A 25,793-nucleotide genomic window follows, 5' to 3' on the forward strand; every position below is an offset into this window, starting at 1 on the left:
TATTCACATCGTTGCAGATTGGATGAACGAAAGGGGGAAAAGTATACTATTGCATTTCATTGCATTCACCATTATGATTGATAAAATCAAAATAATGTTTGAAAAAATCAATTATGCACAAGGTATTCCCTATTCAGCTGTCGAAGTGGAGAGGAGAAATAACGATGCTAGTTGAACATGCAATTGTCATGTTCACCTTAGCCCGTCTTGATGTATACAACTTTTTCATGAATGAAGGAGCGATATGCACATGTTGAATATGAGCCAGAAGGTGGACACGACGACGCTGTCTTCCCTTGCCAAGGTATTTCCCGATGAAGAATTGAAGGATGCTGCCTACGTGAAGGGCTCTGCCCTGCTTGACGAATCTTATTCCTTCCAGGTTGCCTACCGCAGCGCACAGCTGTGGAAGGGGGTGTCGGTACGTGTACAATCTGAGCTGGCCCCTTATATCACGCTGTATGAGGTAGGTTTAGCGCCTTCGGAGCTGCCGAACCATGCTGATCATGATGAGCATTGCCTGCGTACTGCTCCAGGCTTGTACCCAGATCCGCTGTACCCGCTGTCTGAAGCCAAGGTCGATGTCATGGCAGGCCAATGGCGTTCTGTCTTTGTTGAAGTGAATCTTGACGATCAGGTGAAGCCTGGCACGTATGAGATTAAGCTTAGCTTCGAGGAGCAGGGGCAGGAGCTTGGCGCAGCGGCATTCCAATTAGAAGTTATCGGTAGCAAGCTGCCAGCTCAAACCTTAACGCACACCGAATGGTTCCATGCCGATTGCTTGGCGACCTACTATAAGGTGGATGCCCTGAGCGAGGAGCATTGGAAGCTGATTCGAAGCTTTGTCCGCACCGCCGTAGAGCATGGCATGAATATGATTCTGACTCCGCTCTTTACGTTGCCGCTGGATACAGCAGTCGGCGGGGAGCGCCCAACCGTTCAGTTGGTTGGTGTCGAGGTGACAGGCCAGGATCAGTATGGCTTTGACTTCTCTAGCCTTGATCGCTGGATCGATATGTGCATTGAGGAAGGCGTATCTTATATTGAGTTTTCACATTTGTTTACCCAGTGGGGCGTTAAGCACGCGCCTAAGATTGTAGCGACTGTGAATGGGGAAGAGAAGCGCATCTTTGGCTGGGATACCGATGCGATGGGTGAGGCTTATGGTCAATTCCTATCTCAATTCCTACCGCAGCTCAAAGCGTATATCGTAGAAAAAGAGATCGCGGACCGCTGCTATTTCCACGTGTCCGATGAGCCTTCCCTTGAGCACCTCGGCAACTATGAAGCCGCGAGCAAGCGACTGCGCGAAGGACTTGGCGATGATGTCACCTTTATCGACGCCTTATCCAACATTGACTTCTATGAGCGCGGAATCGTCGAGCATCCGATCCCTGCGAATGATCATATCACGCCGTTTATCGAGCATGGCGTCGATCCGCTGTGGACCTACTACTGCGTGTCTCAGCGCCAGAAGGTATCGAACCGCTTCTTCTGCATGCCTTCAGCCCGCAACCGTGTGCTCGGCATTCAAATGTACAAGTTCAACGTGAAGGGCTTCCTGCACTGGGGCTACAACTTCTGGTATACACAGTTCTCGACGAGAGCGATTGATCCTTATCGCGTTACGGATTCGGGTCGTGCGTTCCCATCTGGAGACCCCTTCCTTGTCTATCCGGGCGAGGATGGACCCATTGGCTCCTTGCGCCTGAAGGTGATGCGTGAAGCGCTTCAAGATATGCGCGCCTTGCAGCTGCTGGAGGAGCTTGCAGGCCGAGAAGCTGCGATGGCACTGGTCGAGAAGCAGGTCGATGAGCCGATAACATTCAGCTCCTACCCGCGCGAGGCGGCATGGCTGCTCGGCTTGAGAGAAGCCGTTAACGATGCGATTAAGCAGAGTATTCATTCTCATCTATAAACGCCATACGAGTAAGCTTGCATGAATAGGGTCCCCATGCATCGTACAGATGTATGGGGACCGTTGTGCTGTTGGTTGCGCCACAACATTCTGTAGAAGCGAAGTGATGCCGTTATGGCAGCTTTAACGGCAAACGCGGAGGTTATTGTGATGCTGAACAAATTCATTGTAAGTCGAGATGACAGCGTATATGAAGCATTTCCTGCTCTTGAGCTGACCGTGAAGGAGCATCTAATATGTGTGTTTTTGGAATGTGTATCCCATGGAGATCGCTCGAATACTCGCATCGTATATGTGAAGAGTGAGGATCGCGGGCGGAGCTGGGGAGAGAAGATATGTTTGACCGAGAGTGATCCAGAGCAGATGTACTATGATGATTGCCCAAGCATTAAGCGGCTGCGTGATGGCCGGCTTGTTATACTGATCAATAAATGCGCAAGACACGAGCCGATGGGCAATGCAGGCGGCCGCCATGCTCGGACATGGATGTACATTGGCGATTCAGACGGAAATGAATGGTCGGCTCCTATTGAGACCCCGATCGAAGGGATCGTTCCAGATACGCTGCTAGAGCTTGACAGCGGCCGATGGCTGGTGACGGCTCACTATGAAAGCAAGGAGCATGGCTTCTTGGAACAGATGGCATGGTATACGGATAACCAAGGAACAACCTGGAGCGGTCCGATTACTGTAGCCAGCCAATCAGGCCTTCATCTATGTGAAGGTTCCGTGCTTCCATTGCCGAATGGGGTGCTTGTCTGCTATATGAGGGAAAATTCCCATCTTGGGCTTGATGCTTACAAGGCTATTTCGTACGATCAGGGCGAGTCCTGGGAAGGGCTTTATACAGCGCCAATTCCTGCCTGCCATCGGCCTGTAGCTCGCATGCTGGCAAGCGGCCTTGTATTGATTACCTACCGATTCATGCAAGGGGGCAAGGGGTGGCTCGGCTTCTGGACGCAGAATGTATTTGCTTGTCTTACAGATGCTGCGTCTGCTGCAAGCACAGAACGCGATAACCAATGGTCTAGAATCTTTCCACTGGATTATGATCGAAGTCCGGAATCGGATCTTGGTTATACTGGATCGGTGCAGTTTGCAGATGGGGAAATCTATGTAGTGAATTACATCGTGGATGATGCGCCAAAGGCTCATATAAGAGGTTATGCCTTCTATGAATCGGATCTGTTATTAACGTCATAAATCGATTCTCTAGAGAGGGTACAGGAACGAATTGTTTCCCTATCATGCTCATGTAAAAAGCACCTCTGGTTGCGACTAGGAAGATCTCCTTTTAACGCGACTAAGAGGTGCTTTTCCATGCATATTGCCGTTGTCATGAGCAGGTCCTATTCAAGCTAAGCCGCTCTTATAATGAACCGTAATGCCTCTTTATTTGACTCACACTAGAATACACAAGCGGTTATTCATCTTCAGTAAAGATCGGTTGAATCTTCACTTCGAAGGTAAACGACTTTTCGTTGAATTGATACTTCTCCATGAGTCGCGGTCCGCAAGAGTTGGAACCGACGCCGCTCATTTTATAGTCCACATGCACGATCGTTTCATCACGGCGCACCAGCTCGACATTGTGTCCTGCCTTCGTCAGATCTTCTGGCGTAAAGTGGCTCGCGTTGAAGGAGAAGCTGTCAGCTGCCGTAAAGCGAAGCCCCATGCCAAGAAGGTTGCTGACAACGGCCCATTCTGTGCTATAGCGAGAACCATTCTCCTGCGGCATGATGTAATCCACATGCATCTGATCAACAGAAGTGCGGTATACGTCTCGCTTAACGCTGAGCTTCTTGTCGATATAGCTTTCATGCGGGCCAAGGCCGTAATAGGTCACGGCTTCGTTGCCCTTCGGCATCGTGAGCTGGAGCCCGAAGCGCGGCAGGAAATCAATCCCCTCTTTTATTTCGACATTTGTCTTCAGTGTAATGTCGCCGCGGCTGTCGACCGTCCACTCTGCCATCCCCTGCAAAATATTGCGAATCGAGTAGCCGCCAAGGGAGTAATGCACCTTGATCGTCACTTGCTTGGCTGATAGTTGCTCCCATTCAGCCCGATATATCTTCGCTACGGCCCGATGGAGTCCTTGACCCTGCCATGCATGCTTCTCATTGCGATCATTGTCAATTGGCGCACGCCATACTTGGAACTGAGCAGGCGCAGCAAGCATATGCACACCGTGCTTTGTCATTCCGACGAAGGTCCCAAGGCTCAGGTCAAACGTATGCTTGAAGTCGAAGCCTTCCATCACGAGCGTATTTCCTTGCTCCAACGCATGAACAGCTCTTGTTGGAAGAAGCGGGCGCGTGAAGCGTTCCACAGTGCGAGGCTTCACCTCGAATTGGACATGTGCGAGCGCATAGCCGGCATCTGCCCAAGGAAGCTCTTCGTTCAAGATACACGATAGCTCCAGATCGACAGCTTCATGAATAGAAGGCAGATTAATGGGCACCACAAACTCTGTGCTTTCATGCGGAGCAAGCGTTGGAGCTGCCAGCTCGCCTTGCTGCAGCAGCGTACCTTCCGCCTGCAAACGATAACGAAGCGTCAGCTTGCTTAAGCTGCTGAAGTCATAGCGGTTCGTTAGCTTAAGCTTCCCTTGGGCCGCATCTACAGCTTCAATCGTGAGCGGCGCATAGACCTCCTTCAGCTCCAGCAATCCGATATTCGGCTTGCGGACAGGGCTGACAAGACCATCAATACAGAAGTTGCCGTCATGCGGCTTCTCGCCGAAGTCTCCGCCATAGGCAAAGAAAGGCTTGCCATCCTCGGTAACCGTCTTAATGCCATGGTCCACCCATTCCCAGACACAGCCGCCCATCAGCTTCGGATAAGCGTACATGACCTCCCAGTAGTCTTTAAGATCGCCGGGACCATTGCCCATCGCATGGCTGTATTCACACAGCAGCATTGGCTTCTTATTCTGGTCATTCTGAGCGTAAGCCTCTAAGTCCGCGACTGACATATACATGCGGCTCTCCATGTCTAGACTGCTTTGATCCTGCATATGATCGGGATCATGAGCAGCACCCTCGTAATGGACGAGTCTGGTCTCATCGCGCTGCTGCGTCCACTCCGCCATCGCAATATGATTCGGCCCATAGAAGGACTCGTTGCCAAGCGACCAGATGATGACGCTGGCATGGTTCTTGTCACGCTCTACCATGCGGACCTGACGCTCAAGGAAGGCTTCCTTCCATTCCGGCAGATTAGGCAGAGCTTTGCTGTTCTTCATGCCATAGTGCAAGGAGAAGTCGCCATGGGATTCAAGATCTGCCTCATCGATGACATAGAAGCCGAACTCGTCGCATAGATCCAGGAAGCGCGGATCATTCGGATAATGCGAGGTGCGGATCGTATTGATGTTATGGCGCTTCATCAGCTTAAGATCCTCGATCATATGCTGAAGCGGGATCGTCTGGCCGAGCTCGGGATGAGAGTCATGGCGGTTGACGCCCTTCAGCTTGACGTCTTGTCCGTTGATGTAGAAGACGCCATCCTTAATCTCCACCTGACGGAAGCCTACCTTGAAGCGAAGCACTTCTTCGCCGCTTGAGATCACTAATTCATACAGATAAGGATGCTCCGCATTCCATAGGGTTGGTGAGTCTATCTGCAAGCTGATGGTTTCTTTTCCATTCATCTCGGCCTGCTCCGTTAGCAGCTTCTGTCCCTCGCGGTTGGACAACTGCAGAGCAACGGTTGTCGATCCCGTTGTATCGAGTTCGATATGCAGCTGCGCGGATTGAAGCTTCTCATCAAGCTGTGTGCGGCAGAATACATCTCGAATATGAGCGCTGTCGCGTGCCAGCAGGTACACGTCACGGAAGATGCCCGTGTAGCGCCATTGGTCTTGGTCTTCTAAGTAGGAGCCATCACACCATTTGAGCACCATGACCGCGATCTTGTTGCTTCCTTGGCGGACATAAGGGCTGATATTGAACTCAGCCGGCACGCGGCTTCCTTGACTGTAGCCCGCATAGCTGCCGTTGATCCACAGATAGAAGCAAGCGTTTACACCTTCGAACATAATGTGGGTGTCTTTTCCAGTCCATTCCTCGCCGATGCGGAATTCTCTTACATACAGCCCTGCAGGGTTGTCGTCTGGCACATAAGGCGGATCGTATGGGAATGGATAATTGACGTTCGTATATTGAAGCTGGTCGTAGCCTTGAACCTGCCAGCAGGAAGGCACAAGCAGATCATCCCATGACGTGGCGTCAAAGGATTCGTCGACCCACTCGGTCGTCACATCCTTTGCGCGTGGGCGATAGCTGAATTTCCAACTGCCGTTCAAGGTTTGATACCAAGGTGATCGAGAGCGTTTGTCGGCACGTGCGCCTTCTATATCACCATATGGAATATAAGAGGCGCGCGGCTCTTCGCGGTGTTCATGGAGCAAGGTTGGTTGTTCCCAATAAGGCTGTAGGTTCAATGCTTTCGTCTCCTTTCAACGTGGAACCGATGAATTGGCATCCGGTATGCTGTTCTACGGCTTCGGCTGTGTCAAAGCAGCGCTGCAAGCATGCTGGAAGCCCAAGCTGATCTTAGCAGGCCTCATCGTTTCTATGTTGTGGTTATGATATATTCATATTATAGAATGGCTGTTATCCTTGATACAGAACGAGATATTCATATTTATTTAACGATTTTCGCATTTGTGAAATAGATAAGGAGAGAGATGTCTGTGGCCAACCGATTGGGTTTTCTCATGATGAATGACGTGGTTCAACGATTGCCTATCTATATGACAGGAGCAGGGCATTGGGATCATCAGGAGCCGATTGAGCGTCCGGATGGGTTCCCACAATATCAATGGCTGCACTGTGTATCTGGCGAGGGAGAACTAAAGGTCAATGGTCGAATTCATCGCATCAAGCCAGGCGCAGGCATGTTCTTGCATCCTGATGAGTCGCATGCTTATTACAGTGTAGAACGTCCTTGGGAGGTATACTGGATTACATTTATGGGCAGCGAGGTACAGGCACTGGCTGAACTGGCAGGATTCGGAGAGACGGCTGTATATGAGGCGCACAGTCAAGAGCTTATTTTGAACCATCTGAAGAATGGACTTTCCTTGACGCTGTCTAATCAGCCGGGGGCTGCGCTGGAATGCGCCAAGCTCGCTTATATGTTCCTAATCGACCTGACGACGGATCGGATGATGCGCGCAGCTTCGACGGATCAGGGCTACTTGAGGCTCCAGCCGGTCTTCAATTATATGGACGAGCATTACCATCGTGACATTCCACTGCAGGAGCTGGCTGAGCAGCTAGGTGTATCCGTGCAGCATTTATGTCTATTATTCCGCAATAATGTAAACAAGCGTCCGATGGAGTATTTGAACCAGCTTCGCATTCATAAGAGCAAGGAGCTGCTATTGCAAAGCCCGGTTGCGCGGATTCAGGAGATTGCGCTGCAAGTTGGCTTTACGACGCCGGGTTATTTTAGCACGCTATTTAAACGCACAGAGGGAATGACGCCAGAAACGTTCCGCAAGCTGAATGGAGTCCGCTAGTCACTCGCAGAAAGGGATTAGAGGACTGAACGAATGCACAATATCATCGTGATCATAGAAGGTATTGGCGCTTGCAATAGGGAAGTCATTAGTCTGGCAGAAATATTTACTAGCTGCCTTTCTTCAATAGCAAAGAAACTTGCGTGTTATCTTTGCGTCTAAATTATGTTATAGTATTTTTTTGGACAAGCGTATGAGCGTACACTTCATGAAGAAGGGAGCGAAACTCATGGTGAGAAAAAGCTGTACAATCTTTGTTATGGCCATGTTGAGCTTCATGCTGTTATGGCCTTTATCAGGCTATGCCGCTGCTTCGGAAAGTGTGGGGGCAGTACGAGCAGTAATGAAGCAGGCACCGAGTGAGATTGAGACGGTGTCGGGTGTGTCTGCGCGATTTGATGAACAGCAGGTAGGGTATGTCGATCCTGATTCGGGAACGATCTACTATAATATAAGCGGTGTACAGGATGATAAGCGGTGGTATTCCGTAGTTGAAAAGTCTCCTGATGGAACGCTGATGCGCTGGGAGGATGGATTCTCCGCAATTTATCCTGTGATGGACGGGGCTCCAAGGGTGAGCATCCTGCCTTCCAAATATAGTGCTGGCGATATGGATCAGGGCTTCTATTATGATGCGGCAAGCAGCACGGTATATGAAGGCAATGCCTATATCATCTCACCGGATCAGCGGTGGGCTTTGTATGAAAACTCCTCTTATACCGTTCCTCTAGGTGAGAACGGACCAGAACAGCCGCAGCGTGAGTACCGTTATTGGCTGAAGGAAGCAAAGACGCACGAGCTGCAGGAAATATTCACAAGCCCATCCTATACGGGGGCTACATGGACCGCAGATAGTCAAATCATTGTGCAGCGTTACAGTGAGCAGGCGAAGCAAAATGAGATTGTGTTGTTTGACCCAAACACGCTAAAGTGGAAGTTTCTAATGAACGCGTCTATGGTGTTCTATCTTCGTGATCGTCATCTTCTTGTATACACGAATAATGAGCCGACAAGACAGCCGAATGCCTATGATCTGAACACACATCGGACTCGCACCATCTCTACCGAAGAGCTCAATCAGCTGTCCCGCGAGAGATGGACCTCCTATAAGGATGTCGAGGAACTGGACCCAGAGTTGAATGTATCCCGTTTGCCCGTCAAGTCGATGGTGTTCACAAGACACCGAGAGCATAAGGTGGAGATCGATGGCCAGATTGTAAAGCTTCCATATGCTTTGCAGAAAAATGGAACGCTGTGGCTGCCTGTTCGACCTATGGCAGAAGCGTTGAGCTGGAAGATCGAGCCGATCCAGACGGAAGCCGCCCATTATCAATACGGTATTCAGCAGGACTCAAGCCGGATTGAGCTTCAGAATACGAACAGCATCGTCATTCACAATCGGTTGTTTATAACGCGAGGGCAGCTGCAATCACTAGGCTACAAGGAGATTGAGGTTAGTCCGAACATTACGAATAAATAAAACATAAAGAAACGCTTGGAGGCTTCCGAGCGTTTTTTTGCTGAGTACGCATGGATTTCTATCCTGGATTGCTATTAGGAGTACATCATGAAAAAAAGTATAGGCGAGCGCGCCAAGGCATCGTGGCACATCTAAAAAAGCCCCTGAATCATCAGGAGCTTTTCTCAGCGTGCGCATATACGGATCGCTTAACACATTCGCTCGCTTGCTTAGGACAAGGAGGCTTAGGAGCCACCTGTACGGCGGCGCTGATTGTTAGGCTTCTTCGTATTTTGACTTTTTAGTGTCTTGGTCGCATTGGAATGAAAGTTTCCTTTATGCTCGGATTGCTGTTGTTTCTTCTTCTCCAGCATTTGCTTCATTGCATCTGCGAGATTGACTTTCTTTGGCTGCTGATTCTCAGACATCGTACCACCTACCTAAGGCTTTGTTGATTTAAGACTATCATGGCTTGTTTGGAACAGCAATATGCCAAAATAAATATATACATTTATGCACATGAACACAGCTTCGCTACAGTCGTGTAGAAAAGGGGGAGTTACATGGACAAATGAATAAATCAGCCCTCCTGCACACGTAATATCTTAGGAGGAGGGCTGGCTGCTGTAATGTCTTACCAGCCTCGTGCATAAGAGGCTGGCGGCGTTAACTCTACGCCGAGCGTCTTCGCCGCTTGGCGCGGCCAATAAGGATCACGGAGCAGCTCTCGGCCAAGGAAGACAAGGTCGGCGCGAAGATTATGGACGATATCTTCTGCATGCGTCGGCTCCGTGATCAGCCCTACAGCTCCAGTCGCAATGCCGGCTGATTGGCGAATAGCCTGGGCATAGGAGACTTGATAGCCCGGGAATAGGGCTGTTGGCGCACTGGATACAACGCCGCCTGTACTGACATCAATGAGATCCACGCCTTGCGCCTTCATGCGGCGGGCGTAATCAATAAAGACCTCAAGGCTGTTGCCTTCCTCGTCATATTCATTTGCGGATATTCGAACAAACAGCGGCTTGTCCCAGATATTCCTTACCGTATCTATGGTCTCTTGAAGGAAGCGATAGCGCCCGTCCACGCTGCCGCCGTACCCATCAAGACGCTTATTCGTTAATGGCGACATGAACTCGTTGATCAAGTAGCCATGGGCAGCATGTAGCTCAATCACATCAAAGCCGGCCTCTTCTGCTCGACGAGCGGCATCGGCGAATGCCTTGATCGTCTTGCGAATATCCTCTTGGGACATCTCCTGAGGTGTTTCATAGCGATCGCTGAATGGTATTGCGGATGGTGCAATGCTATGAGGCACGGTCGCTTTGCGGCCAGCATGAGCCAGCTGGATGCCAATCTTGGCTCCTTGGGCGTGAACCATCTGAACGAGTTCGCGCAGGCTCTCAATCTGTGCATCCTCCCAGATGCCGAGATCCTGTGCGCTGATCCGGCCATTGGGTTGAACCGCTGTTGCTTCAAGCATAATAAGCCCCACTTGCCCTACGGCACGGGATGTATAGTGAACACGATGCCAATCGTTCACTTTCCCATCCTGAGCCTCAACGGCATACATGCACATTGGAGACATGACAATGCGGTTCGGAAGTGTAATATTGCGTATGGTTAAAGGTTGAAATAGCTGTGACATCTGTAGCGTTCATCCTCTCTATGCTGTGGGTATGAGATTATTTGATGGATTAGGAAAAATATAAAAAAAGTTCCATTCCTCGTATTATACCGCTTGTCTTTCATTTGGACAAACCTAGAGATTTGACGCTTTATCGCTCTGCCGTGGGAGCAACAAGCTCATCAAACCAAGCTAAGCAGTCGGCTGTAATCTCGTCTCGGTTCGTCTCATTCAAGAGCTCGTGCCGCGCGCCGGGATAAATAATCGTTTTGACATGCTGCAGCTTCAGCTGTTCAGTATACAGCTTCTCCAGCTTGCGCACTCCGGCACCGAAGTTGCCGACAGGATCTTTATCTCCGGCAATAATCAAGACAGGCAGATCTTTTGGGATTCTAGCGGTAACTTCCGGACGATGAATGTGCTGGATCAGATGAAACAGCTCATAGTAGAAGCCAACGGTGCACACATAGCCGCAGAATGGGTCATCTATATATTTTTGCACCTCGTGCTCATCACGGCTGAGCCAATCATACTTGGTCTTGCTTGGCTTGAAATTCCGGTTGAAGCCGCCAAAGGCTAGATTGTCAATAAAAGGGCTGCGATGCTCAATGCCTTTCCACTTCGTGATCAGATTGGCGGCGAACTTGCCTGCATGCACTTCAGGCCCACGCGGACCGTTGCTGCCGCATAATACGACACCATCCAAGAGGGAGCCGTGAAGTGCGATATACATTTGGGATAGGAACGAGCCCATGCTGTGTCCAAATAAAATCAATGGCACGTCAGGATGCTCTGCTTGGATGTAAGTGCTGATGATCCGCATATCCTCTACCATGTAGTGGTTATCATTGCGATTGAGATGGCCAAGCTTCTCCATGGAAGATGCTGACCTGCCATGACCACGGTGATCATTGGCATAAACGATATAGCCTGCCTGTACCAGCGCTTCTGCGAATCTGGCATAGCGCAGTCCTGTCTCTGTCATGCCATGAGCAATTTGAATGATGCCTTTGGGCTGCGAATGCGGCGTCTCTTCTTCTTTTTTCCATTGATATATGGTAATCGGGCTATCGGTTGAACTTGTTAACTGAAACTCATGGGTATGCATGCCATGAACCTCCTTGAGATCTCGTGAAGTATTGGTTTAATGTGGAGCCGCAATAGCGTATTAACATCTTTTACTCCTAAACTATACTCTACCTATTCATAACCACTTCATGCAAGAATGAGACAGTTCGATGAAATGAAAAGTCCGTAAGCAAGGTTCTTTACATTGGAACATGGAGTGCGTACTATTAGAGAATGAGTTTGCAGAGGTTAATCAGATAGAGGAAGTGGAGGGTCTTTGATATGTTTGAACCTACATTATACAGCGGAGATCCAGCTAAGGATTATCCGCTTCTTCATTCCCAGCTTGCAGCTTTAATGGAAGGGGAGCCGAACTTCATCGCTAATATGGCGAATGCAGCAGCGCTGCTCTGGCATGGGCTTAAGGATATTAACTGGGCGGGATTCTATTTATATGAGGAAGACACGAACCAATTGGTGCTGGGGCCATTTCAAGGCCTTCCTGCTTGTGTGCGCATACCGCTTGGACGAGGGGTGTGCGGAGGAGCGGCAGCAGAGGAGCGTACATTTGTCGTGCCAGACGTCCACGCGTTTCCAGGGCATATCGCCTGCGATGCTCGCTCGCAATCGGAAATTGTCGTGCCGCTGATGCATGCTGGCAAGCTGATTGGCGTCATCGATATCGACAGCCCCATCCAGAATCGCTTCCATGCCATCGATCAGGAATGGCTGGAGCAGATCGCCGAGCTGTTGATGAGAGGCTCAAAGATCTAGTTGCCGCAAGTCTCCCTGAGTGGCTGGATAGAATATAAGGGACGTACAGCAGCATAACAGCGATAGGCATAATGGTGATCGTGAATGTATGCCAGTATATGCCGTTGTGGAGCAGGAAATTCTAGCGCTAGATAAGCAAAAAACGTAAAAAGCCAAGGCCGCCTTTCAGTAAGGAAGGGACCTTGGCTTTCTTATTGGCTGCAGGGCAAAAGGAAGAATTATTTCATTCATAATCATCGATTATTTAAGCATGAGCATAAGCTGATTTATTCATTTTCCTCAGAATTATCCGTTGTCTCCACGTCCATTCCAGCAGATGTCTCGGAACCCGCCCATGCAGGAGTTGACTCATTCGCTTCTGTTGCGGCAGCTTGCTGATCGACTGCTTGACGCAGACGCAGCATATCCATAGCCATAGGCAGCTGTGTGGATACCAGGCGGTAAGTAGCGCGATTTATTCCCGCTTGTATGCATGCGGACACGAATATTGAAGCGAGAAGTATGCAGATCGGAGCGAGAAGCTGGCCTAAGGATACAAGCACAGCCGTCAGGCTGAGCATTAAGGGTGTATGCTGCTGAAGGCCAAATAATTCTTGATCACTTGCCAGCACAAGGATAAGCAGGAGCAGCAGCGCAGGCAGAGCCAGCTTAAACAGCAGGTGGAGGATGCTTCGGTATATATTCTTTTGCTCCTCATGGCTCTTTAGCGTATAAGCAATTGCGGCCAGCTTCTCCGTCTCTAATTGTTCATATGCATATAAGCTTCCTTCAATCTCCTTGTTCACAACACGGACGCGATGCGAACGGAGCCTATCCCATTCTTGAATATAGCGTTGAAGGGGCTGTCTTACCCCATAGGACAATTGACGGTAGCGAATTACAGGCACAACGACAGTGGCAAGCACGAGCGCTGCCACGATATATATCGCAATGGAAATATAGATGTACATAGGTATAACTGTAGCACCTCTTCACGTAGCCCGTTACGGGGCGGATTGGAACCTAACAAAGCATCTCGGGCGATGAGTGCCCATTAATAGTAGCATAACACGAACTAGCTCCCGATAGTATGTCAAATTGGACGTTGCACCGATTCCAAGGAAGTGTGTATCATAAAAAGTGTCGAGCGCATACTTATGCTGGTGTAGCTCAGGGGTAGAGCAACGCACTCGTAATGCGTAGGTCGGGGGTTCAATTCCCTTCACCAGCACCATCCATATTCCAATAATGACGCGGCTTCCGGGGTTTCGGGAGTCGTGTTTTTATTTAAATAAACCAGTTTAACTGCCCTGAAAACGATAATCCATAAAGATGTAATTTATCAATAAGTGTGATATTATCATTCTGGAAATTCCGTCCAATAGTATTTTATTTTAGGAGGTTTAAAATGAAGAAAAAGCTGGTCATTGTTGTATCACTTGTTTTTGCTCTTACCTCTTTGTTAATTGGGGGGGCATTTGCTAGTGGGAAAATTTCAATTGTTGTAAACGGTCAAACGGTACCTACTGACGTTTCGCCTCGCAATGTTGATGGAAGAGTCATGATTCCTATTAGTACGATTTCTAAGGCCTTAGGTGCTGATGTGACTTGGGATTCTAAAAAACAAACAGTAATGATTAATCAGAAAAACGGAACTTCGGCTTCTACTCCTGATCTATGGAATGAAAAATTAAATCTGGCTGGGGGAGAATGGGCGGACATCGTGTCTTTAATCAATAAGTATTTCGTTACATATGATTCAAGGGATGAGGAAGCTTGGAAAAAAACAATAGCCTCTAGTTACTTGGATAATGGTTCAATCGAGCTGCCAGGAGGAGGAGTATATCCTTCCATTTTAGAGCTGAAAATAGTAGATGCTAAAAAAATTGTAGATGCTAAAAGAAAAGGAGAAGGTAGGAGCGATGGAGACCAATACAAAGTACGTGTAAAAGTAGTTCATTACATGAATTTATCCACACCATTTGTAGCTGAATGGGACTTTGATATAGCTCCATATATGAGCAAGGGATACCTAATAGATTATGCAAACATAATCAGTGATACCCAATTAAAGAATTATACCGTTTTCCCTGGTTTAACATTCCAAGATGTTTCTGAATAAATATTATATTTATGATAGTCCCCGAGTTCAAAACCTCCTTAGAAAAGGAGTAGAAATTGTTTATTTGGATCGTCAAGGAAATGTTACTCAACGAGGGATTATTATTCGGAGCATACGTGATGGAATTGTTAATGCAACTTGTATGAAAGCAAAAGCTTGGAGACCATTTCGCATTGAAAAAATATCAACTTGGCAGCCAGCAGGGAGGAAAACAGCGTGAGCGAATGGTTGAAGAAAGCTCATTCTGCAGTCCAAAGATACGAACATCAGAGGACTCTAATTCCTCAAAATATATGTCAATGTAAAGCTAATATGCGTGGTCGGTGGGTAAAAGGTATTTGTTTATATTTCAGGAGAGTCAACATTTTAACGGAAACTTAATGACCTGCTACATCCGATGCGATTAGGAGGCGGTTGAATGATTGAGGTTGAGAAAATAAGGGAAAGACAACATCTTAGATTACAAATACTTGAGAGGTTGTATGATATTCACTTCTCTGGTGGTCCGGAAGCATTCAGTAGGGGTCGAAAGGAAGCCTTAACAGGGACGATACAAGAGCTGTATATTGACAACGAACATCATAAAGCCTGTTTATATCTTTTTCAAAAAAATTAATTCATCATAGAAGCGTTCCCAGCAGACAAGGATAGACTTACCGTATATATTACTTCAGAAGGTATTGATTACGTAGAGAGGGAAGTGCTGAGGGAACAATAATGTGTGTGAGAAAGCATTTTCCTATTTTTTCAGATAGTGCCCACTAGAGAAATTCGTTAGTGGGCACTAAGCTATTATAGTTCTATGAATTGTTGGGGTTCTTGAAGTTTGCAAATGTTCTTAATACGAGAGGGATTAGGATCAGCAAGAGTCCCAGAATAAGAAAGATAGATCCGTATAGGTAAAGTGAGGAGCTTTGTGCCGGAATTAAAAGACCCAGTTTGTAAATGGCTTCACCCCGTGCGGAAAAAGTAAGGATAGAGTAGCCTTGGTACGACAGAAAGATCCCGATTAAAATAGAGAGTATAAACAATCCTTTTTTCAAAATCATAACACCTCCTATAAATAGTATTTTATAGCATAAATTCCATGCTTATAATAGCAAGTTTTTAATCATACATAGTCTTCGCTTACATTCCGGCCTATGCTGCACATAACAAATACAAACCCCCTGCACCTATTCTAGCGTGCAGGGGGTTATTGAATTGCTTCAAGATAGGTTCACCCTAAGAGGGCTCACACGAAACACATATTAGCATTATCGCTGAGGCTTATATTCGCTAACATTCATCGCATTGGCGCCAACCGAAATCCAATACGTGGTTCCTGGCGTCTTGAAGTACAAGTTCAAAGATTGTTCTGTGTACGGGCCAGATGTGACCTTGAAGCGGCCGTCCTTGTCAACGGATACCGTTACATTCTCGATATGCTTCGGCTTCTTTCCGCCCGTCTGTACCATCATCGTCGTCTGCTGGCCTGCGAGAATGGAGAATTTCCCTTCGACCGTTAAGGTGCGATCAGGCTGATAGGTAGCGATGAGCGTATAGTCCTTGATCACTTCAGGCTTCTTATAGACTTCTTTTTCAGGCAAAGGCGGCAGGAATTCGACGGGCGTCTGATTGACGGGTCTAGCCCGCAATGACTTCATCTTCGGCTTCAGTTGCGTGAGCAGTTCTACTGCCTCGCCGCGAGTCATTGTCCGATTAGGCTCGAAGCCGGTGAGCGTTGAATCCGTAATCCCTGTCATATAATCTTTACCGAGCACATACCAGATGGCATTGTAGTTGATGTAATGGACTCCGTCGGCTGCAGCCACAATTTCGGCAACTTTCCCTCTTGTGATTGGCTTATCTCGAGCTGGAAGATTAGTCAGTCCAAGCAGCGGGATGTTTCGCATCTCCGCAATCCGGTAAGCCGCGTCTGCAGCATGCTTCTTTTTGGCCGGTGAATAAGCTTCAATGTGAATTTGATATTGCTGCAGGAACATCGTCCAGAACTCGGCTTCTGATACCGTGCTTGCAGGTTTGCTTGCCGACAAAGGCGGATACGTCTTCGTCTTTAGGCGAGGCAGCACCTTGACCTGAATGCGTTCAGAGGACAGGCTGCCTACATGAGCGGTAACATAATAACTGCCTGCCTTCACGCCCTTGAACGTGGCAGGGGACACAAGCTTTAGCCCTGCTGCATTGCTGCTGACATAACGCACTTGGTCAGTTAAGGGTTCCGTGACATGATCGTCATACTGCCCCATTATCTTAATGGATGCCTCTTCGCCTTCATTAATGACAATCTCATTCGGTGCTCCTGATATACTCGTTAATTGGTGGCCTTTGCCAGTCTTGAAAGACCAGGACAACTGCTTCGTCTTGGATGAGCCATCCGTGCGGTATGCCAGATTGACGCGATAGGTATGGTAACCCTGTAAGATGGATTTGGGATAGAGGAACAGGGTGCGCTCATGTGATACCTCTTCATAAAAAGGAACGCGGTTGCCCTTCTCATCCGTGATGCTCGCTTCATGCCAGTCCAGCTTGCCAGGCACTGACGCAGAGATGATGTAGCCCGAGTATTCGGCGTCGAACTGTTCCAACGGATTCGGGATTTCATTCCCGTAGAATCCCACAGGCGCATTAGTCATCCCTTGATAAGGATAGACAAAGATCGAATTGCCTTGCGAGGCAGAGAACGGGCCTGATCCGCCTACATTCACGACCGCTGTTCCGTCAACAAGCGCAATCCCGATCTCTTGATAGGCGGGGCCTAGAATAATCTCACGATGATAAGCGGTGTCGAGCCAACCCTGCATGGCCTGCGAGCTGCTCTTTTGCCCAAAATGCATGACTTCAGCAGCTCGGTAGGAAGATCCATAATTCCAGCCAGCCGCTTTCATTCGTTCAAAAGGTCCTGTTCCCGTAAAGCCTTCTAGGCCCTGCTTCTCTTGATGGGCACTTAAGGTAACCTTCGTCCCGCGACCGTGCAAATTATAATATTTCGCATGATTGATGGCGGCTTGCGTTATTTCTTTATTAAGCTTTAACGGCGAGAGGCCAACACTGAGGCGAACCTCATTCAGCATGGCAAGAGCCTCTAATTGATCCTGGGTGTAAGCCGCTGATTCAGCGCTTGCTGCTGCCTGGTTAAGCGGCAAAAAAATAAAGCCAATGGCTAGTGTAAGGAATAGCGCGAGAATGCCATGGCGCATGAAGCTTATGCGGGATCGCCTAGGACTCCAACTACTGCTATTCTGATCTGTGATTGTTGACATGATGCAAAATCGTCCCCTTGTTGAAATTTGTAAATCCATGTAATACTTCGACAGATGAACGACAATTCCTTTATGTGTCAGTCAAAATGCGGGATTCAGACCAAAAGAACCTTGGCATTCTCCAAGGTTCTTCATATGAGACCGCCTTTGTTACAACACGACTTGTGCATGAAGTGTGGATACCATAATAATCATCGCTGTTATATGAAGATCACATCGCATGCATCAGTCGAACAGGGTGTTGATCGCAATCAACACAATCAAGAGGCCGCTTAAAACGGTGCTGAACTGGCCCAACGTGTACCTGCCAATGCGGATGCCTGCTGCTTTATGTCCAATGGCGACGCCCAGCCAGACGGAGATATAGCTGCCTATGGCTGCTGTTAATGAGATCGCGAGCGGGGAAAGTCCCAGTAAGCCTGCGCCAACCCCATTGGTTACCGCATTGGCGGCGAGAGCGACACCAAGGATTATGGCTTCGCCTAATCCAATGGTTCCAGCTGCGTTTGCATGAGCGGAAGCGGGATTGGTAAGCAGGGACAAGCGTGATCTGCGGTTGGAGGGAGCCGGGTGCTCCGTAAGAGGATCTTGCTGCTGCGCTGCTTTACTTGGCGTGGTCAGCAGCATCATGCGGATGCCTACAATAATGAGCAGTAAAGCGCCAATGAGCACCGGAATGATGCCGGGAAGAACCTGCGCCAGCCATTGGCCGGATAGGATGCCCACCATACTGAGTGCGAAGCAGATAACGGCAATCAATAAATTCGATAAAAAGTTAATACGCACTCCGCGAATCCCATAAGATATTCCAACCCCTAAATTATCTAAGCTTGATGACATTGCAAATCCGAAAATCATCATTCCAGCAACCATCTGTACCACTCCCTTTGTGTATTTACAGCATATTATTGAGTATTGCGCTGAAATGTTCCTGTTTTGTTGAAATACTGTTGAGAAAATCTCAACACACCATATATGACCAATAGGGAGGCGTGGATTGTGATGACCGATGGGCATAGGGACAATCTGATTGGGGAGACGCTGATAGCCTTGCTGAAGGCTCGTTCCTTATCGATGCGCAAGCTTAGCACGCTATCTGGCATTGATACTGCGACGATATCGAGAATCGTGAATGGCAAGCAGAAGCCTAAGGCGAGCCATTTGGAGCGCTTCGCCATGCACTTAGGCGTACCAGCCTCGAAGCTGCTTCAAGCAGCAGGCTTTGGTAGCATGATGCAAGAGGAGCAGCCGTATACGAATATACAGGCTACGATTGCAAGCATTACAGAGATTCTGCAGGCATCCAAGCTGATTGGACATCCGTTTCGGCTTGAGGATGTAGAGCAGGAACTGAGCAAATATGAGCCTTATGCATTGACGGAGGAAGGGCAGCGCATCATCTTGAACGACTTTCCGATGAAGCTTGCCAGCATTAACGGAGCAGGGCCCTTTATTGAGGAGTTAAAGAGGCTGTATGAGCAGTTCTGTGCGGATGAGGTGACGTTGGAGAAGCGGGCGATTATTGGCAGTGCGCTGCTGTACTTTGTGCTGTCGGCTGATGTCATCCCTGATTATGTATTTCCGATTGGCTATCTCGATGATGCCATTGCCGTGCAGCTGGTGTTGGCCCGCCTCTATCGCGACGACGCTCATGACCAGCCTGTGTAGGATTAGCTTGCAGGCTGGCAAAGCTTCTTTTTCTGGCTTAGCACGTACAGGCAAGAGGCGAGCGGGAAGCTGCAGTTAGATAGAATCTTGGCTTGTCACAATTAACGGATCTACGGCACTTCTTCCTGATCAGGAGTGTATCTCAAACGTCGGATGTCATCGCTGTAGATGAGCTACCTTTTTTCAAAAAAGGATGTTCCCTCGTTCTGGATATTCCTTATAAGGGTACGAGCCTCCTTAGGCGTTCGAATGATGATGATCTTGGCATGTCCTGCATGCTTGCTGAGCTTCTCTAGGACTGCAGGCCTCTTGTCCCGGCGGTAATTCCAGATCAGCTTGATGAACGGCCAATCCAAGGATTCGGGACAGCCTTCGTTGAGATCGGGTCTTGTCTTGCCGTGATATTGAATTCTTCTTTTGATGACTCGATAAGTGGCGATCCAAGGGGACAGGTCAAAAAAGACGACAGCATCTGCTGCCTGCAATCGAATGTCCAAGGTCCGGCCATAGTAGCCGTCAATGATCCACGCTTCATTGTGAACGAGTTGAGTATTAAACTGGACCCACTCATCATGAGGGGTCTGAACCCAGCCCGGCTTCCAAAAGTAGAGGTCCAAGTGATAGACAGGAAGACGAAGCAGCTCACCAATTTGTCTTGAAAAGGTGGACTTGCCAGCACCGCTTGATCCAATCACGATGATTTTCATGGATAGCTGCCTCCTATGCAGTAAAGTAAAAGTGTTGGAATGCAGAGGCTCTGTGCCATTCTCGCGAATGAGCCGCTAGGTTGTTCCAGATCTGAATGAGAATGGGCTGCCGATAGGCATGATGTATTCTCGATCCATTTATTGTCGAAAGGGAAGGGATGCGCTGATCTCCCGTTCCTTGTATGATCAGCGTGACGAAGGCTGAACGTGCATAACGACCTGCTTGGTTCGTTTGAAGTCGAAGGCTTGATAAAAGGGAATCAAGTCCTCAGTACAGAATAAGCTGACGACGTCGATGTCCTGCAGCGCTTCCAGCAGCTTCTCCACCATTGTCGTGCCGATTCCGATATGCTTGCAGCTGCTGTGTACCACAACATCTTCGATATAGGCGCGGTAGGTGCCATCCGTTAGCGCGCGACAAAAGCCAACCAGTCGTTCCCCTTCCCAGGCACCGACAGTGATCCCATGAGCCAGCATATGCTGAATGCCCGTCTCATTGCGTTCTGGCCACCAGCCGGCATCCTTGTACAGCGCGATCAGCTGAGGAATATCAATGGGTTGTTCGGAATGCAGTTGTATATTCATCATGTTAAGCTCCTATCTGCTTGTTGTCTGTTCTCCTGAATCACAGGCATACTCATTTTACGCTAAGGCGCGCAGCAGGAAAATAGTAGAATCTATTTTGCAAACGCACTGTTATACTAGGATATATCATTCATCATTCATACAGAAGGGGTGAGTCTATTGAAAAAAAGAGCATGGATGCTGAACGGCATGCTCCTCGTGCTTGGGCTGGCTGCCATCTATTTCATTATTGCCAGTCAAGCTGCCAAGACCGAGAGCGTTTATGAGGACATATCGCTAAAAGAGCTTGCGACTGGCCGTGAGGTTCAGATCCAATATGCGGATAAACCCACTGTGCTGCTCATGTTTACTTCATGGTGCCCTTACTGCAATGAGGATGCGCCAAAGATCGTGGCCCTTGAAGAGAAGTACAGAGATCGCCTCCAAGTATATGGAGTCAATCTGCTCTATCAGGATGAAGTGTCTGAGCTTGAGTCTTATGTAGACCGACACCAAATTACCTATCCCGTGCTTATGGATGAGACAGGCGATATGCATAGAAAATATGGCCGCACCGGCTTCCCTGCATTGTTTTTCCTTAACAAGCAAGGGGAGGTTGTCGACCAGATTCTAGGCTCCACGGATATGGAGACGATCGAAGCTTCCTTTCTACGATTGCTTGAAGAAGAGGCGTAGGATCACCATAACTAGTCGTTGGAGAAACAAGAGCGTGCTTGGAAGGGGAGTTTCCAAGCACGCTCTTTTTCTATGGATAGGAAGAATGACAGGTGCTCATTCTGGAAGCAGCTCGAACGAATCTTGCACGGAATATAGCACGTCTGCTTTTTGATAGATTTTTGATAGGCAGCTCATTTCAACTGCTGAACACCTTCTAACCGTGCTCACTCCTTTGATGAAAGCGTTATTATTTTTGAGGCGAAAATGACTAGAAAGAGTCATGTGAGGCGTGAAGATATGCTTTATTCTAAGTGTGTATGGAAAAAAGATAACCTAAATGAGGTGATCAATGATGTACAGCATTTTGGACACGGTAGGGAGGACGCCCCTGATCCAGCTACGCAATCTGGTCGGTCCAGCTGAAGGGAGGGTGCTGCTCAAGCTTGAGCGAACCAATCCGGGAGGGAGCATCAAGGATCGCCCGGCGCTCTACATTGTCGAGGAGGCGGAGCGAAGGGGGCTGCTTAAGCCCGGAGGAACGCTGATCGAGTCCTCATCCGGCAACTTCGGCATCTCGCTTGCCATGATCGGGGCGGTGCGAGGCTATCGGGTCATGATCTTAGTCGATCCGAAGACCACACCAACCAATCTGGCGCTGTTAAAGGCGTACGGAGCGGAAGTGATCGTTGTGACTGAACAGGATGACAGCGGCTCCTACCATAAGACGCGCATCGCACTGGCGAATAAGCTCCACCGCGAGATTCCGAACTCTTTTCGGCCCGATCAATGCTTCAATCTTCAAAATGGCGAGGCTCATTACAGGCGAACAGGACCAGAGCTTCACGCCCAATGCGAAGGCGAGCTTGATGCCGTTATCATTACAGTAAGCACAGGCGGGCAGATCGGCGGCCTCTCCCGATACTTCAAGGAGCATTGTCCGCAGGCCAGAATTATTGCCGTTGACGCCGTAGGCTCCACGATCTTCGGCGGCACCTCTCATGCTTATCTGCTTCCAGGGATGGGACTTAGCTGGACCCCGACCAATATTGATGATTTGAGCCGCATAGATGCGGTATACAAGGTGCCGGATGAAGAGGCCTTTATGATGTGCAGAATATTGGCGCGCCACGAGGGAATATTGTGCGGCGGCTCTACAGGCGCAGGTATGGTCGTCGCGCTGAAGCTGGCGCAGCACATGGGCACGAACAAGAAGGTAATCTGCATTAGTGCCGACAACGGCGAACGATATTTGCCCACGATCTATAATGACGATTGGCTGCGTGAGCGCCATATGTCGCTGTCCACTGATCCTCAAGAGCTTAACCAACGATTGGACCATATTCACCCCTACAGTATAAACCCCATGGAAACAGCCAATTACAAACCGGAGCTGATCGAGCTTCTAGATTGTCCTACCAAGAACCCGCATACCATCTCTATCAAGCCCCCAACAGAATTGAGGGGCAGCTAGCATGAGCCAGAGCGACCATCCTTTTTCATTGCCTGCAATAAAGGTATATCTCATCACCATCCTGTTCTACTCCATCGTGTACATGGTGCTGATGGTCATTCCATTTCACGCGACCTTGCTTGGCGGTACCAAGACCGATATCGGCTTGATCATGGGGGCGACCATGCTCACCTCCATGTTCGCAAGACCGATCGCAGGAAGACTTATTGATCGACATGGCGCAGGGCGCATCTTCTGGATCGTGCTGATCCTATTTGCAGCCTCCTTGTTCGGCTATCTGGTTCCAAGCCTATGGATGCTTGGCCTCGTGCGCATTGTTCAAGGAATTGTAGCCGCTTTCTTCTCCACCGCGATGGAGATTATGACTATCGATTTGCTGTCAGATCGCGCGCGGGGTCAAGGGCTGTCCCTGTATTCCTTGTCCACCATGATTCCTTCCACCTTTGGTCCTGCCATCGCGCTGTACTTGGTCGATCAGCTGACAATGAGAGAGATATTCTTGATCTTCATTGGATTTGGCCTAGTTAATGCCGTGCTGGCAGTCATGATGGCTAGAAGCACGGGCACGGGCGCCATAAAGCAGACAATGGAGCCGCAACGCCTAGCAATTACAGCGCCTGAGAGCATGTGGAAGCATCGAAGCTTATGGATATCCTCGATTATCATGCTGCTTGCTTCCATCGCGAACGGAGCAATCTTCACCTTTTTGCCGCTGTACCTTGAGCATAGGCAATCCTCGATGGGAAGCTTTTATTTTCTAACCCAGACGTTGGTGCTGGTGTTGTGCCGGTTTGTCGGCCGCTCCTTTATTCCTTCGGACGGGACGACGCCGACTCGCCTAATCGGGTTTACCCTGCTGCTTGCTGCAGCGGGAAGCAGCTTGTTAAGCGTCTCGGTGCAACCTGCTATCCTGATTGCCGCCGCGGTACTGAATGGCATTGCGTTTGCCCTCATGTACCCTACGCTGCTGACGTATGTCTCCTTCACAGTGCCTGATCAGGCAAGAGGACTTCTGCTTGGGCTGTTTATCGGAGCGGCTGACTGCGGCTTTGCCCTAGGCGCGCTCGCCATGGGGCCGCTCATCGATCTCTTCAGCTATCCCATGATGTATATAAGCTGTGCGGTCTGCTGCATTGTGGCAGGCTTGCTTCTATGGGGATACAAGCCTGCGCCGACAAATCAAACACGAACGAACCATACAGCGTTGTGAGCGCAGAACTCGAAGGGAAGCCATTGCAGCTGCAGCAATCTCCTTCTCGTGCTGCAGCGGCGTATTCCTTCGAATGCGAGAAGGTCTAATGTTAGTCATTAACTTGATTAAAAAATAGGAGCGATATGCGTATGAAATTTAAGCGTTTAAGCATGACCCTTATGCTGCTCGTTGCCATGATGACGGCTGTTGGCTGTGTCAGCAGCTCAGACGGACAGCCAAAGGGCAAGTCAACGGAATCGAAGGCGGAGGAAGGGCTGCTGACAATGAGCTGGAACAAGGATATTGGCCCGCTCAACCCCCACCTGTATGCGCCCAATGAGTGGTTCGCTCAAGCAATGGTATACGAGTCGCTTGTGAATTACGGCGAGAACGGCAAGATCGAGCCAAGTCTAGCGGAATCATGGGAGATTTCCGAGGATGGGAAGACCTACACCTTTCATCTTCGACAAGGCGTATTGTTCTCTGACGGCACTGCTTTAACCGCTAATCAGGTGAAGCGCAACTTCGATGCTGTGCTACAAAATGCCAAGCGGCATGATTGGCTTGAGCTGATTGCGGAGATGAAGCAGGTGGAGGTTGTGGATGAGCATACAATCAAGATTGAATTCAACAATCCCTATTATCCGGTCCTGCAGGAGCTGAGCCTGATCCGTCCGCTTCGCATTCTGGGAGATGCGGGGTTCCCGGAGGACGGCAGCACCGCTGAGCAGATCAAGGCGCCAATTGGCACGGGGCCTTGGGTGCTCAAAGCGTATAAGAAGGACGAGTACGCTCTATTTGTGCCTAATGAGCATTATTGGGGGACGAAGCCGAAGCTTAAACAGGTAAAAGTTAAAGTGATTCCAGATGCTCAAGCCCGTGTAATGGCGCTGCAAAAAGGAGATATTGATCTCATCTTTGGAAGCGGGCAGCTAAGCCCGGACAGCTTCAAGTCCTTGCAGGACTCGGGAAACTACCAGACTGCGATCTCAAGCTCTGTCTCAACCAGAGTGCTCGCCATTCATTCGAATAAAGGGGCTACCGCTGATCTGCGCGTGAGGCAGGCGCTGGAGCATGCCTTGAATAAGCAGCTGCTGATCGATCATGTATTCTACGGCATTGAGCGCAAGGCGGATACATTGTTCGCTCTTGAGCTCCCTTACAGCAATGTTGCTCTCCCGCCTTATGACTATGATATGGAGAAGGCCAAGCAGCTGCTTGATGATGCGGGCTGGAAGACGGAAGCAGGCCAAGCCTTCCGGATGAAGGATGGGGAATCGCTTCGCCTGCAGCTGGCTTACAACAGCGAGGAGCATGTTCAGAAAGCGGTGGCTGAGTTTATGCAGGGAGAGATGAGGAAGCTTGGCATCGAGATTGAGCTGATTGGCGAGGAATATCAAACGCATGTTCAGCGCCAGAAGGAAGGCAGCTTCAATCTGATCTTCAGCGAGACCTGGGGTGTGCCTTATGATCCCCATTCGGTCGTTGCTTCCATGAGGGAGCCTTCGCACGCGGATTATCAAGCGCAATCGGGCTTGGCTATGAAGCCGGAGATCGACCAATGGATCACAGAAGCCTTGATCAGCACGAGTGAAGCGAGAAGAGCAGAGCTGTACAAGCAGCTGCTCACCACGCTGCATGAGCAGGCTGTCTATCTTCCGATTTCCTTTACGACACATACAGCCGTCTATCATGATCGGGTATCGAAGGTGGAGTTTCTGCCTATGCAATACGAGATTCCGTTCCATTCTATTGAAGTGAGACCCTAGCTGGAGA

General features: G+C 49.1%; 21 protein-coding genes and 1 tRNA gene. 13 read left to right on the forward strand and 9 right to left on the reverse strand.

Annotated elements, in window-relative coordinates:
* Positions 1-250 precede the first annotated feature (250 nt).
* Together B9Y93_RS14960 and B9Y93_RS14965 are read left to right on the forward strand one after the other, a co-directional pair.
* Entirely contained in the window at positions 251-1,918 is a 1,668-nt protein-coding gene (locus B9Y93_RS14960) for a DUF4091 domain-containing protein (protein ID WP_342351864.1), read from the forward strand.
* A gap of 150 nt (positions 1,919-2,068) precedes the next feature.
* Positions 2,069-3,121, forward strand: coding sequence for a sialidase family protein (locus tag B9Y93_RS14965; protein WP_085496073.1), 1,053 nt, complete (start codon positions 2,069-2,071; stop codon positions 3,119-3,121).
* A gap of 220 nt (positions 3,122-3,341) precedes the next feature.
* Here the strand turns inward: B9Y93_RS14965 and B9Y93_RS14970 are convergent, their stop codons facing one another.
* Positions 3,342-6,362 carry a glycoside hydrolase family 2 TIM barrel-domain containing protein gene (locus tag B9Y93_RS14970; protein ID WP_085495476.1) on the reverse strand — a complete coding sequence of 1,007 codons (3,021 nt, stop codon included), beginning with the start codon at positions 6,360-6,362 and terminating at the stop codon, positions 3,342-3,344.
* 252 nt (positions 6,363-6,614) lie between these two features.
* Here B9Y93_RS14970 and B9Y93_RS14975 point away from each other — a divergent pair, with 252 nt between their 5' ends.
* Both B9Y93_RS14975 and B9Y93_RS14980 read left to right on the forward strand, forming a co-directional pair.
* On the forward strand, positions 6,615-7,445 hold the full coding sequence (locus tag B9Y93_RS14975) for a helix-turn-helix transcriptional regulator (protein WP_169028626.1): 831 nt from the start codon (positions 6,615-6,617) through the stop codon (positions 7,443-7,445).
* Positions 7,446-7,674: 229 nt separating this feature from the next.
* On the forward strand, positions 7,675-8,925 hold the full coding sequence (locus B9Y93_RS14980) for a hypothetical protein (RefSeq protein ID WP_139829178.1): 1,251 nt from the start codon (positions 7,675-7,677) through the stop codon (positions 8,923-8,925).
* Positions 8,926-9,149: 224 nt separating this feature from the next.
* On the opposite strand, the gene B9Y93_RS14985 is transcribed toward B9Y93_RS14980, so the two are convergent.
* The 3 genes from B9Y93_RS14985 to B9Y93_RS14995 form a co-directional block, all read right to left on the reverse strand.
* Positions 9,150-9,332: a hypothetical protein gene (locus B9Y93_RS14985; RefSeq protein WP_085495480.1), complete on the reverse strand. Its 183-nt coding sequence runs from the start codon at positions 9,330-9,332 to the stop codon at positions 9,150-9,152.
* Positions 9,333-9,538: 206 nt separating this feature from the next.
* The gene (gene namA / locus B9Y93_RS14990; RefSeq protein ID WP_085495482.1) at positions 9,539-10,552 is read right to left on the reverse strand and encodes an NADPH dehydrogenase NamA; all 1,014 of its coding nucleotides are present in this window, start codon (positions 10,550-10,552) and stop codon (positions 9,539-9,541) included.
* 130 nt (positions 10,553-10,682) lie between these two features.
* Positions 10,683-11,639: an alpha/beta hydrolase gene (locus tag B9Y93_RS14995; protein ID WP_085495483.1), complete on the reverse strand. Its 957-nt coding sequence runs from the start codon at positions 11,637-11,639 to the stop codon at positions 10,683-10,685.
* A 242-nt stretch (positions 11,640-11,881) separates the two neighbouring features.
* Between B9Y93_RS14995 and B9Y93_RS15000 the strand changes: the two genes are divergently transcribed.
* The gene (locus B9Y93_RS15000) at positions 11,882-12,373 is read left to right on the forward strand and encodes a GAF domain-containing protein (protein WP_085495485.1); all 492 of its coding nucleotides are present in this window, start codon (positions 11,882-11,884) and stop codon (positions 12,371-12,373) included.
* Between the two features lie 266 nt (positions 12,374-12,639).
* Here B9Y93_RS15000 and B9Y93_RS15005 read toward each other — a convergent pair whose 3' ends face one another.
* Positions 12,640-13,323, reverse strand: a complete 684-nt coding sequence (locus B9Y93_RS15005) for a hypothetical protein (protein ID WP_085495486.1) — start codon at positions 13,321-13,323, stop codon at positions 12,640-12,642.
* A 188-nt stretch (positions 13,324-13,511) separates the two neighbouring features.
* On the opposite strand from B9Y93_RS15005, the gene B9Y93_RS15010 reads away from it, so the two are divergent.
* From B9Y93_RS15010 to B9Y93_RS15025, 3 genes are all read left to right on the forward strand, one after another.
* A tRNA-Thr gene (locus tag B9Y93_RS15010) sits at positions 13,512-13,586 on the forward strand.
* A gap of 174 nt (positions 13,587-13,760) precedes the next feature.
* Positions 13,761-14,474: a copper amine oxidase N-terminal domain-containing protein gene (locus B9Y93_RS15015; protein ID WP_085495488.1), complete on the forward strand. Its 714-nt coding sequence runs from the start codon at positions 13,761-13,763 to the stop codon at positions 14,472-14,474.
* Positions 14,475-14,892: 418 nt separating this feature from the next.
* Entirely contained in the window at positions 14,893-15,090 is a 198-nt protein-coding gene (locus B9Y93_RS15025; RefSeq protein WP_085495491.1) for a hypothetical protein, read from the forward strand.
* Positions 15,091-15,730: 640 nt separating this feature from the next.
* Here the strand turns inward: B9Y93_RS15025 and B9Y93_RS15035 are convergent.
* Together B9Y93_RS15035 and ytaF are read right to left on the reverse strand one after the other, a co-directional pair.
* Complete coding sequence (locus B9Y93_RS15035; RefSeq protein ID WP_085495493.1) at positions 15,731-17,737, reverse strand: CAP domain-containing protein; 2,007 nt, start codon at positions 17,735-17,737, stop codon at positions 15,731-15,733.
* A 225-nt stretch (positions 17,738-17,962) separates the two neighbouring features.
* Positions 17,963-18,610, reverse strand: coding sequence for a sporulation membrane protein YtaF (gene ytaF / locus B9Y93_RS15040; RefSeq protein ID WP_085495495.1), 648 nt, complete (start codon positions 18,608-18,610; stop codon positions 17,963-17,965).
* A gap of 129 nt (positions 18,611-18,739) precedes the next feature.
* Here ytaF and B9Y93_RS15045 point away from each other — a divergent pair, with 129 nt between their 5' ends.
* Positions 18,740-19,405 (forward strand): DUF1232 domain-containing protein, encoded by a 666-nt coding sequence (locus tag B9Y93_RS15045; protein ID WP_085495497.1) that lies wholly within the window; start codon positions 18,740-18,742, stop codon positions 19,403-19,405.
* Between the two features lie 173 nt (positions 19,406-19,578).
* Here B9Y93_RS15045 and B9Y93_RS15050 read toward each other — a convergent pair whose 3' ends face one another.
* Positions 19,579-20,112, reverse strand: coding sequence for a DNA topology modulation protein (locus tag B9Y93_RS15050; protein WP_085495499.1), 534 nt, complete (start codon positions 20,110-20,112; stop codon positions 19,579-19,581).
* A gap of 186 nt (positions 20,113-20,298) precedes the next feature.
* The gene (locus tag B9Y93_RS15055) at positions 20,299-20,700 is read right to left on the reverse strand and encodes a GNAT family N-acetyltransferase (RefSeq protein ID WP_085495501.1); all 402 of its coding nucleotides are present in this window, start codon (positions 20,698-20,700) and stop codon (positions 20,299-20,301) included.
* Positions 20,701-20,856: 156 nt separating this feature from the next.
* Here B9Y93_RS15055 and B9Y93_RS15060 point away from each other — a divergent pair, with 156 nt between their 5' ends.
* From B9Y93_RS15060 to nikA, 4 genes are all read left to right on the forward strand, one after another.
* Positions 20,857-21,372, forward strand: coding sequence for a TlpA family protein disulfide reductase (locus B9Y93_RS15060; RefSeq protein ID WP_085495503.1), 516 nt, complete (start codon positions 20,857-20,859; stop codon positions 21,370-21,372).
* 331 nt (positions 21,373-21,703) lie between these two features.
* Complete coding sequence (locus B9Y93_RS15065; RefSeq protein WP_244903420.1) at positions 21,704-22,825, forward strand: cysteine synthase family protein; 1,122 nt, start codon at positions 21,704-21,706, stop codon at positions 22,823-22,825.
* 1 nt (position 22,826) lies between these two features.
* Positions 22,827-24,035, forward strand: coding sequence for a staphylopine family metallophore export MFS transporter CntE (cntE, locus tag B9Y93_RS15070; RefSeq protein WP_085495505.1), 1,209 nt, complete (start codon positions 22,827-22,829; stop codon positions 24,033-24,035).
* A 131-nt stretch (positions 24,036-24,166) separates the two neighbouring features.
* Positions 24,167-25,786, forward strand: coding sequence for a nickel ABC transporter substrate-binding protein (nikA, locus tag B9Y93_RS15075; protein ID WP_244903421.1), 1,620 nt, complete (start codon positions 24,167-24,169; stop codon positions 25,784-25,786).
* The last annotated feature ends 7 nt before the right edge of the window (positions 25,787-25,793 follow it).

The sequence above is a fragment of the Paenibacillus aquistagni genome (assembly GCF_900177815.1).
In the GTDB taxonomy this organism is placed as follows: Bacteria; Bacillota; Bacilli; order Paenibacillales; family Paenibacillaceae; genus Paenibacillus_B; species Paenibacillus_B aquistagni.

Bases quoted from the DNA above. Each gene is read 5' to 3' on its own strand.
- B9Y93_RS14960 (WP_342351864.1), top strand. From the start codon at position 251: ATGTTGAATATGAGCCAGAAGGTGGACACGACGACGCTGTCTTCCCTT.
- B9Y93_RS14965 (WP_085496073.1), top strand. From the start codon at position 2,069: ATGCTGAACAAATTCATTGTAAGTCGAGATGACAGCGTATATGAAGCA.
- B9Y93_RS14980 (WP_139829178.1), top strand. From the start codon at position 7,675: ATGGTGAGAAAAAGCTGTACAATCTTTGTTATGGCCATGTTGAGCTTC.
- B9Y93_RS14985 (WP_085495480.1), bottom strand. From the start codon at position 9,332: ATGTCTGAGAATCAGCAGCCAAAGAAAGTCAATCTCGCAGATGCAATG.
- namA (WP_085495482.1), bottom strand. From the start codon at position 10,552: ATGTCACAGCTATTTCAACCTTTAACCATACGCAATATTACACTTCCG.
- B9Y93_RS14995 (WP_085495483.1), bottom strand. From the start codon at position 11,639: ATGCATACCCATGAGTTTCAGTTAACAAGTTCAACCGATAGCCCGATT.
- B9Y93_RS15000 (WP_085495485.1), top strand. From the start codon at position 11,882: ATGTTTGAACCTACATTATACAGCGGAGATCCAGCTAAGGATTATCCG.
- B9Y93_RS15005 (WP_085495486.1), bottom strand. From the start codon at position 13,323: ATGTACATCTATATTTCCATTGCGATATATATCGTGGCAGCGCTCGTG.
- B9Y93_RS15015 (WP_085495488.1), top strand. From the start codon at position 13,761: ATGAAGAAAAAGCTGGTCATTGTTGTATCACTTGTTTTTGCTCTTACC.
- B9Y93_RS15025 (WP_085495491.1), top strand. From the start codon at position 14,893: ATGATTGAGGTTGAGAAAATAAGGGAAAGACAACATCTTAGATTACAA.
- B9Y93_RS15035 (WP_085495493.1), bottom strand. From the start codon at position 17,737: ATGTCAACAATCACAGATCAGAATAGCAGTAGTTGGAGTCCTAGGCGA.
- ytaF (WP_085495495.1), bottom strand. From the start codon at position 18,610: ATGGTTGCTGGAATGATGATTTTCGGATTTGCAATGTCATCAAGCTTA.
- B9Y93_RS15045 (WP_085495497.1), top strand. From the start codon at position 18,740: ATGACCGATGGGCATAGGGACAATCTGATTGGGGAGACGCTGATAGCC.
- B9Y93_RS15050 (WP_085495499.1), bottom strand. From the start codon at position 20,112: ATGAAAATCATCGTGATTGGATCAAGCGGTGCTGGCAAGTCCACCTTT.
- B9Y93_RS15055 (WP_085495501.1), bottom strand. From the start codon at position 20,700: ATGATGAATATACAACTGCATTCCGAACAACCCATTGATATTCCTCAG.
- B9Y93_RS15065 (WP_244903420.1), top strand. From the start codon at position 21,704: ATGATGTACAGCATTTTGGACACGGTAGGGAGGACGCCCCTGATCCAG.
- cntE (WP_085495505.1), top strand. From the start codon at position 22,827: ATGAGCCAGAGCGACCATCCTTTTTCATTGCCTGCAATAAAGGTATAT.
- nikA (WP_244903421.1), top strand. From the start codon at position 24,167: ATGAAATTTAAGCGTTTAAGCATGACCCTTATGCTGCTCGTTGCCATG.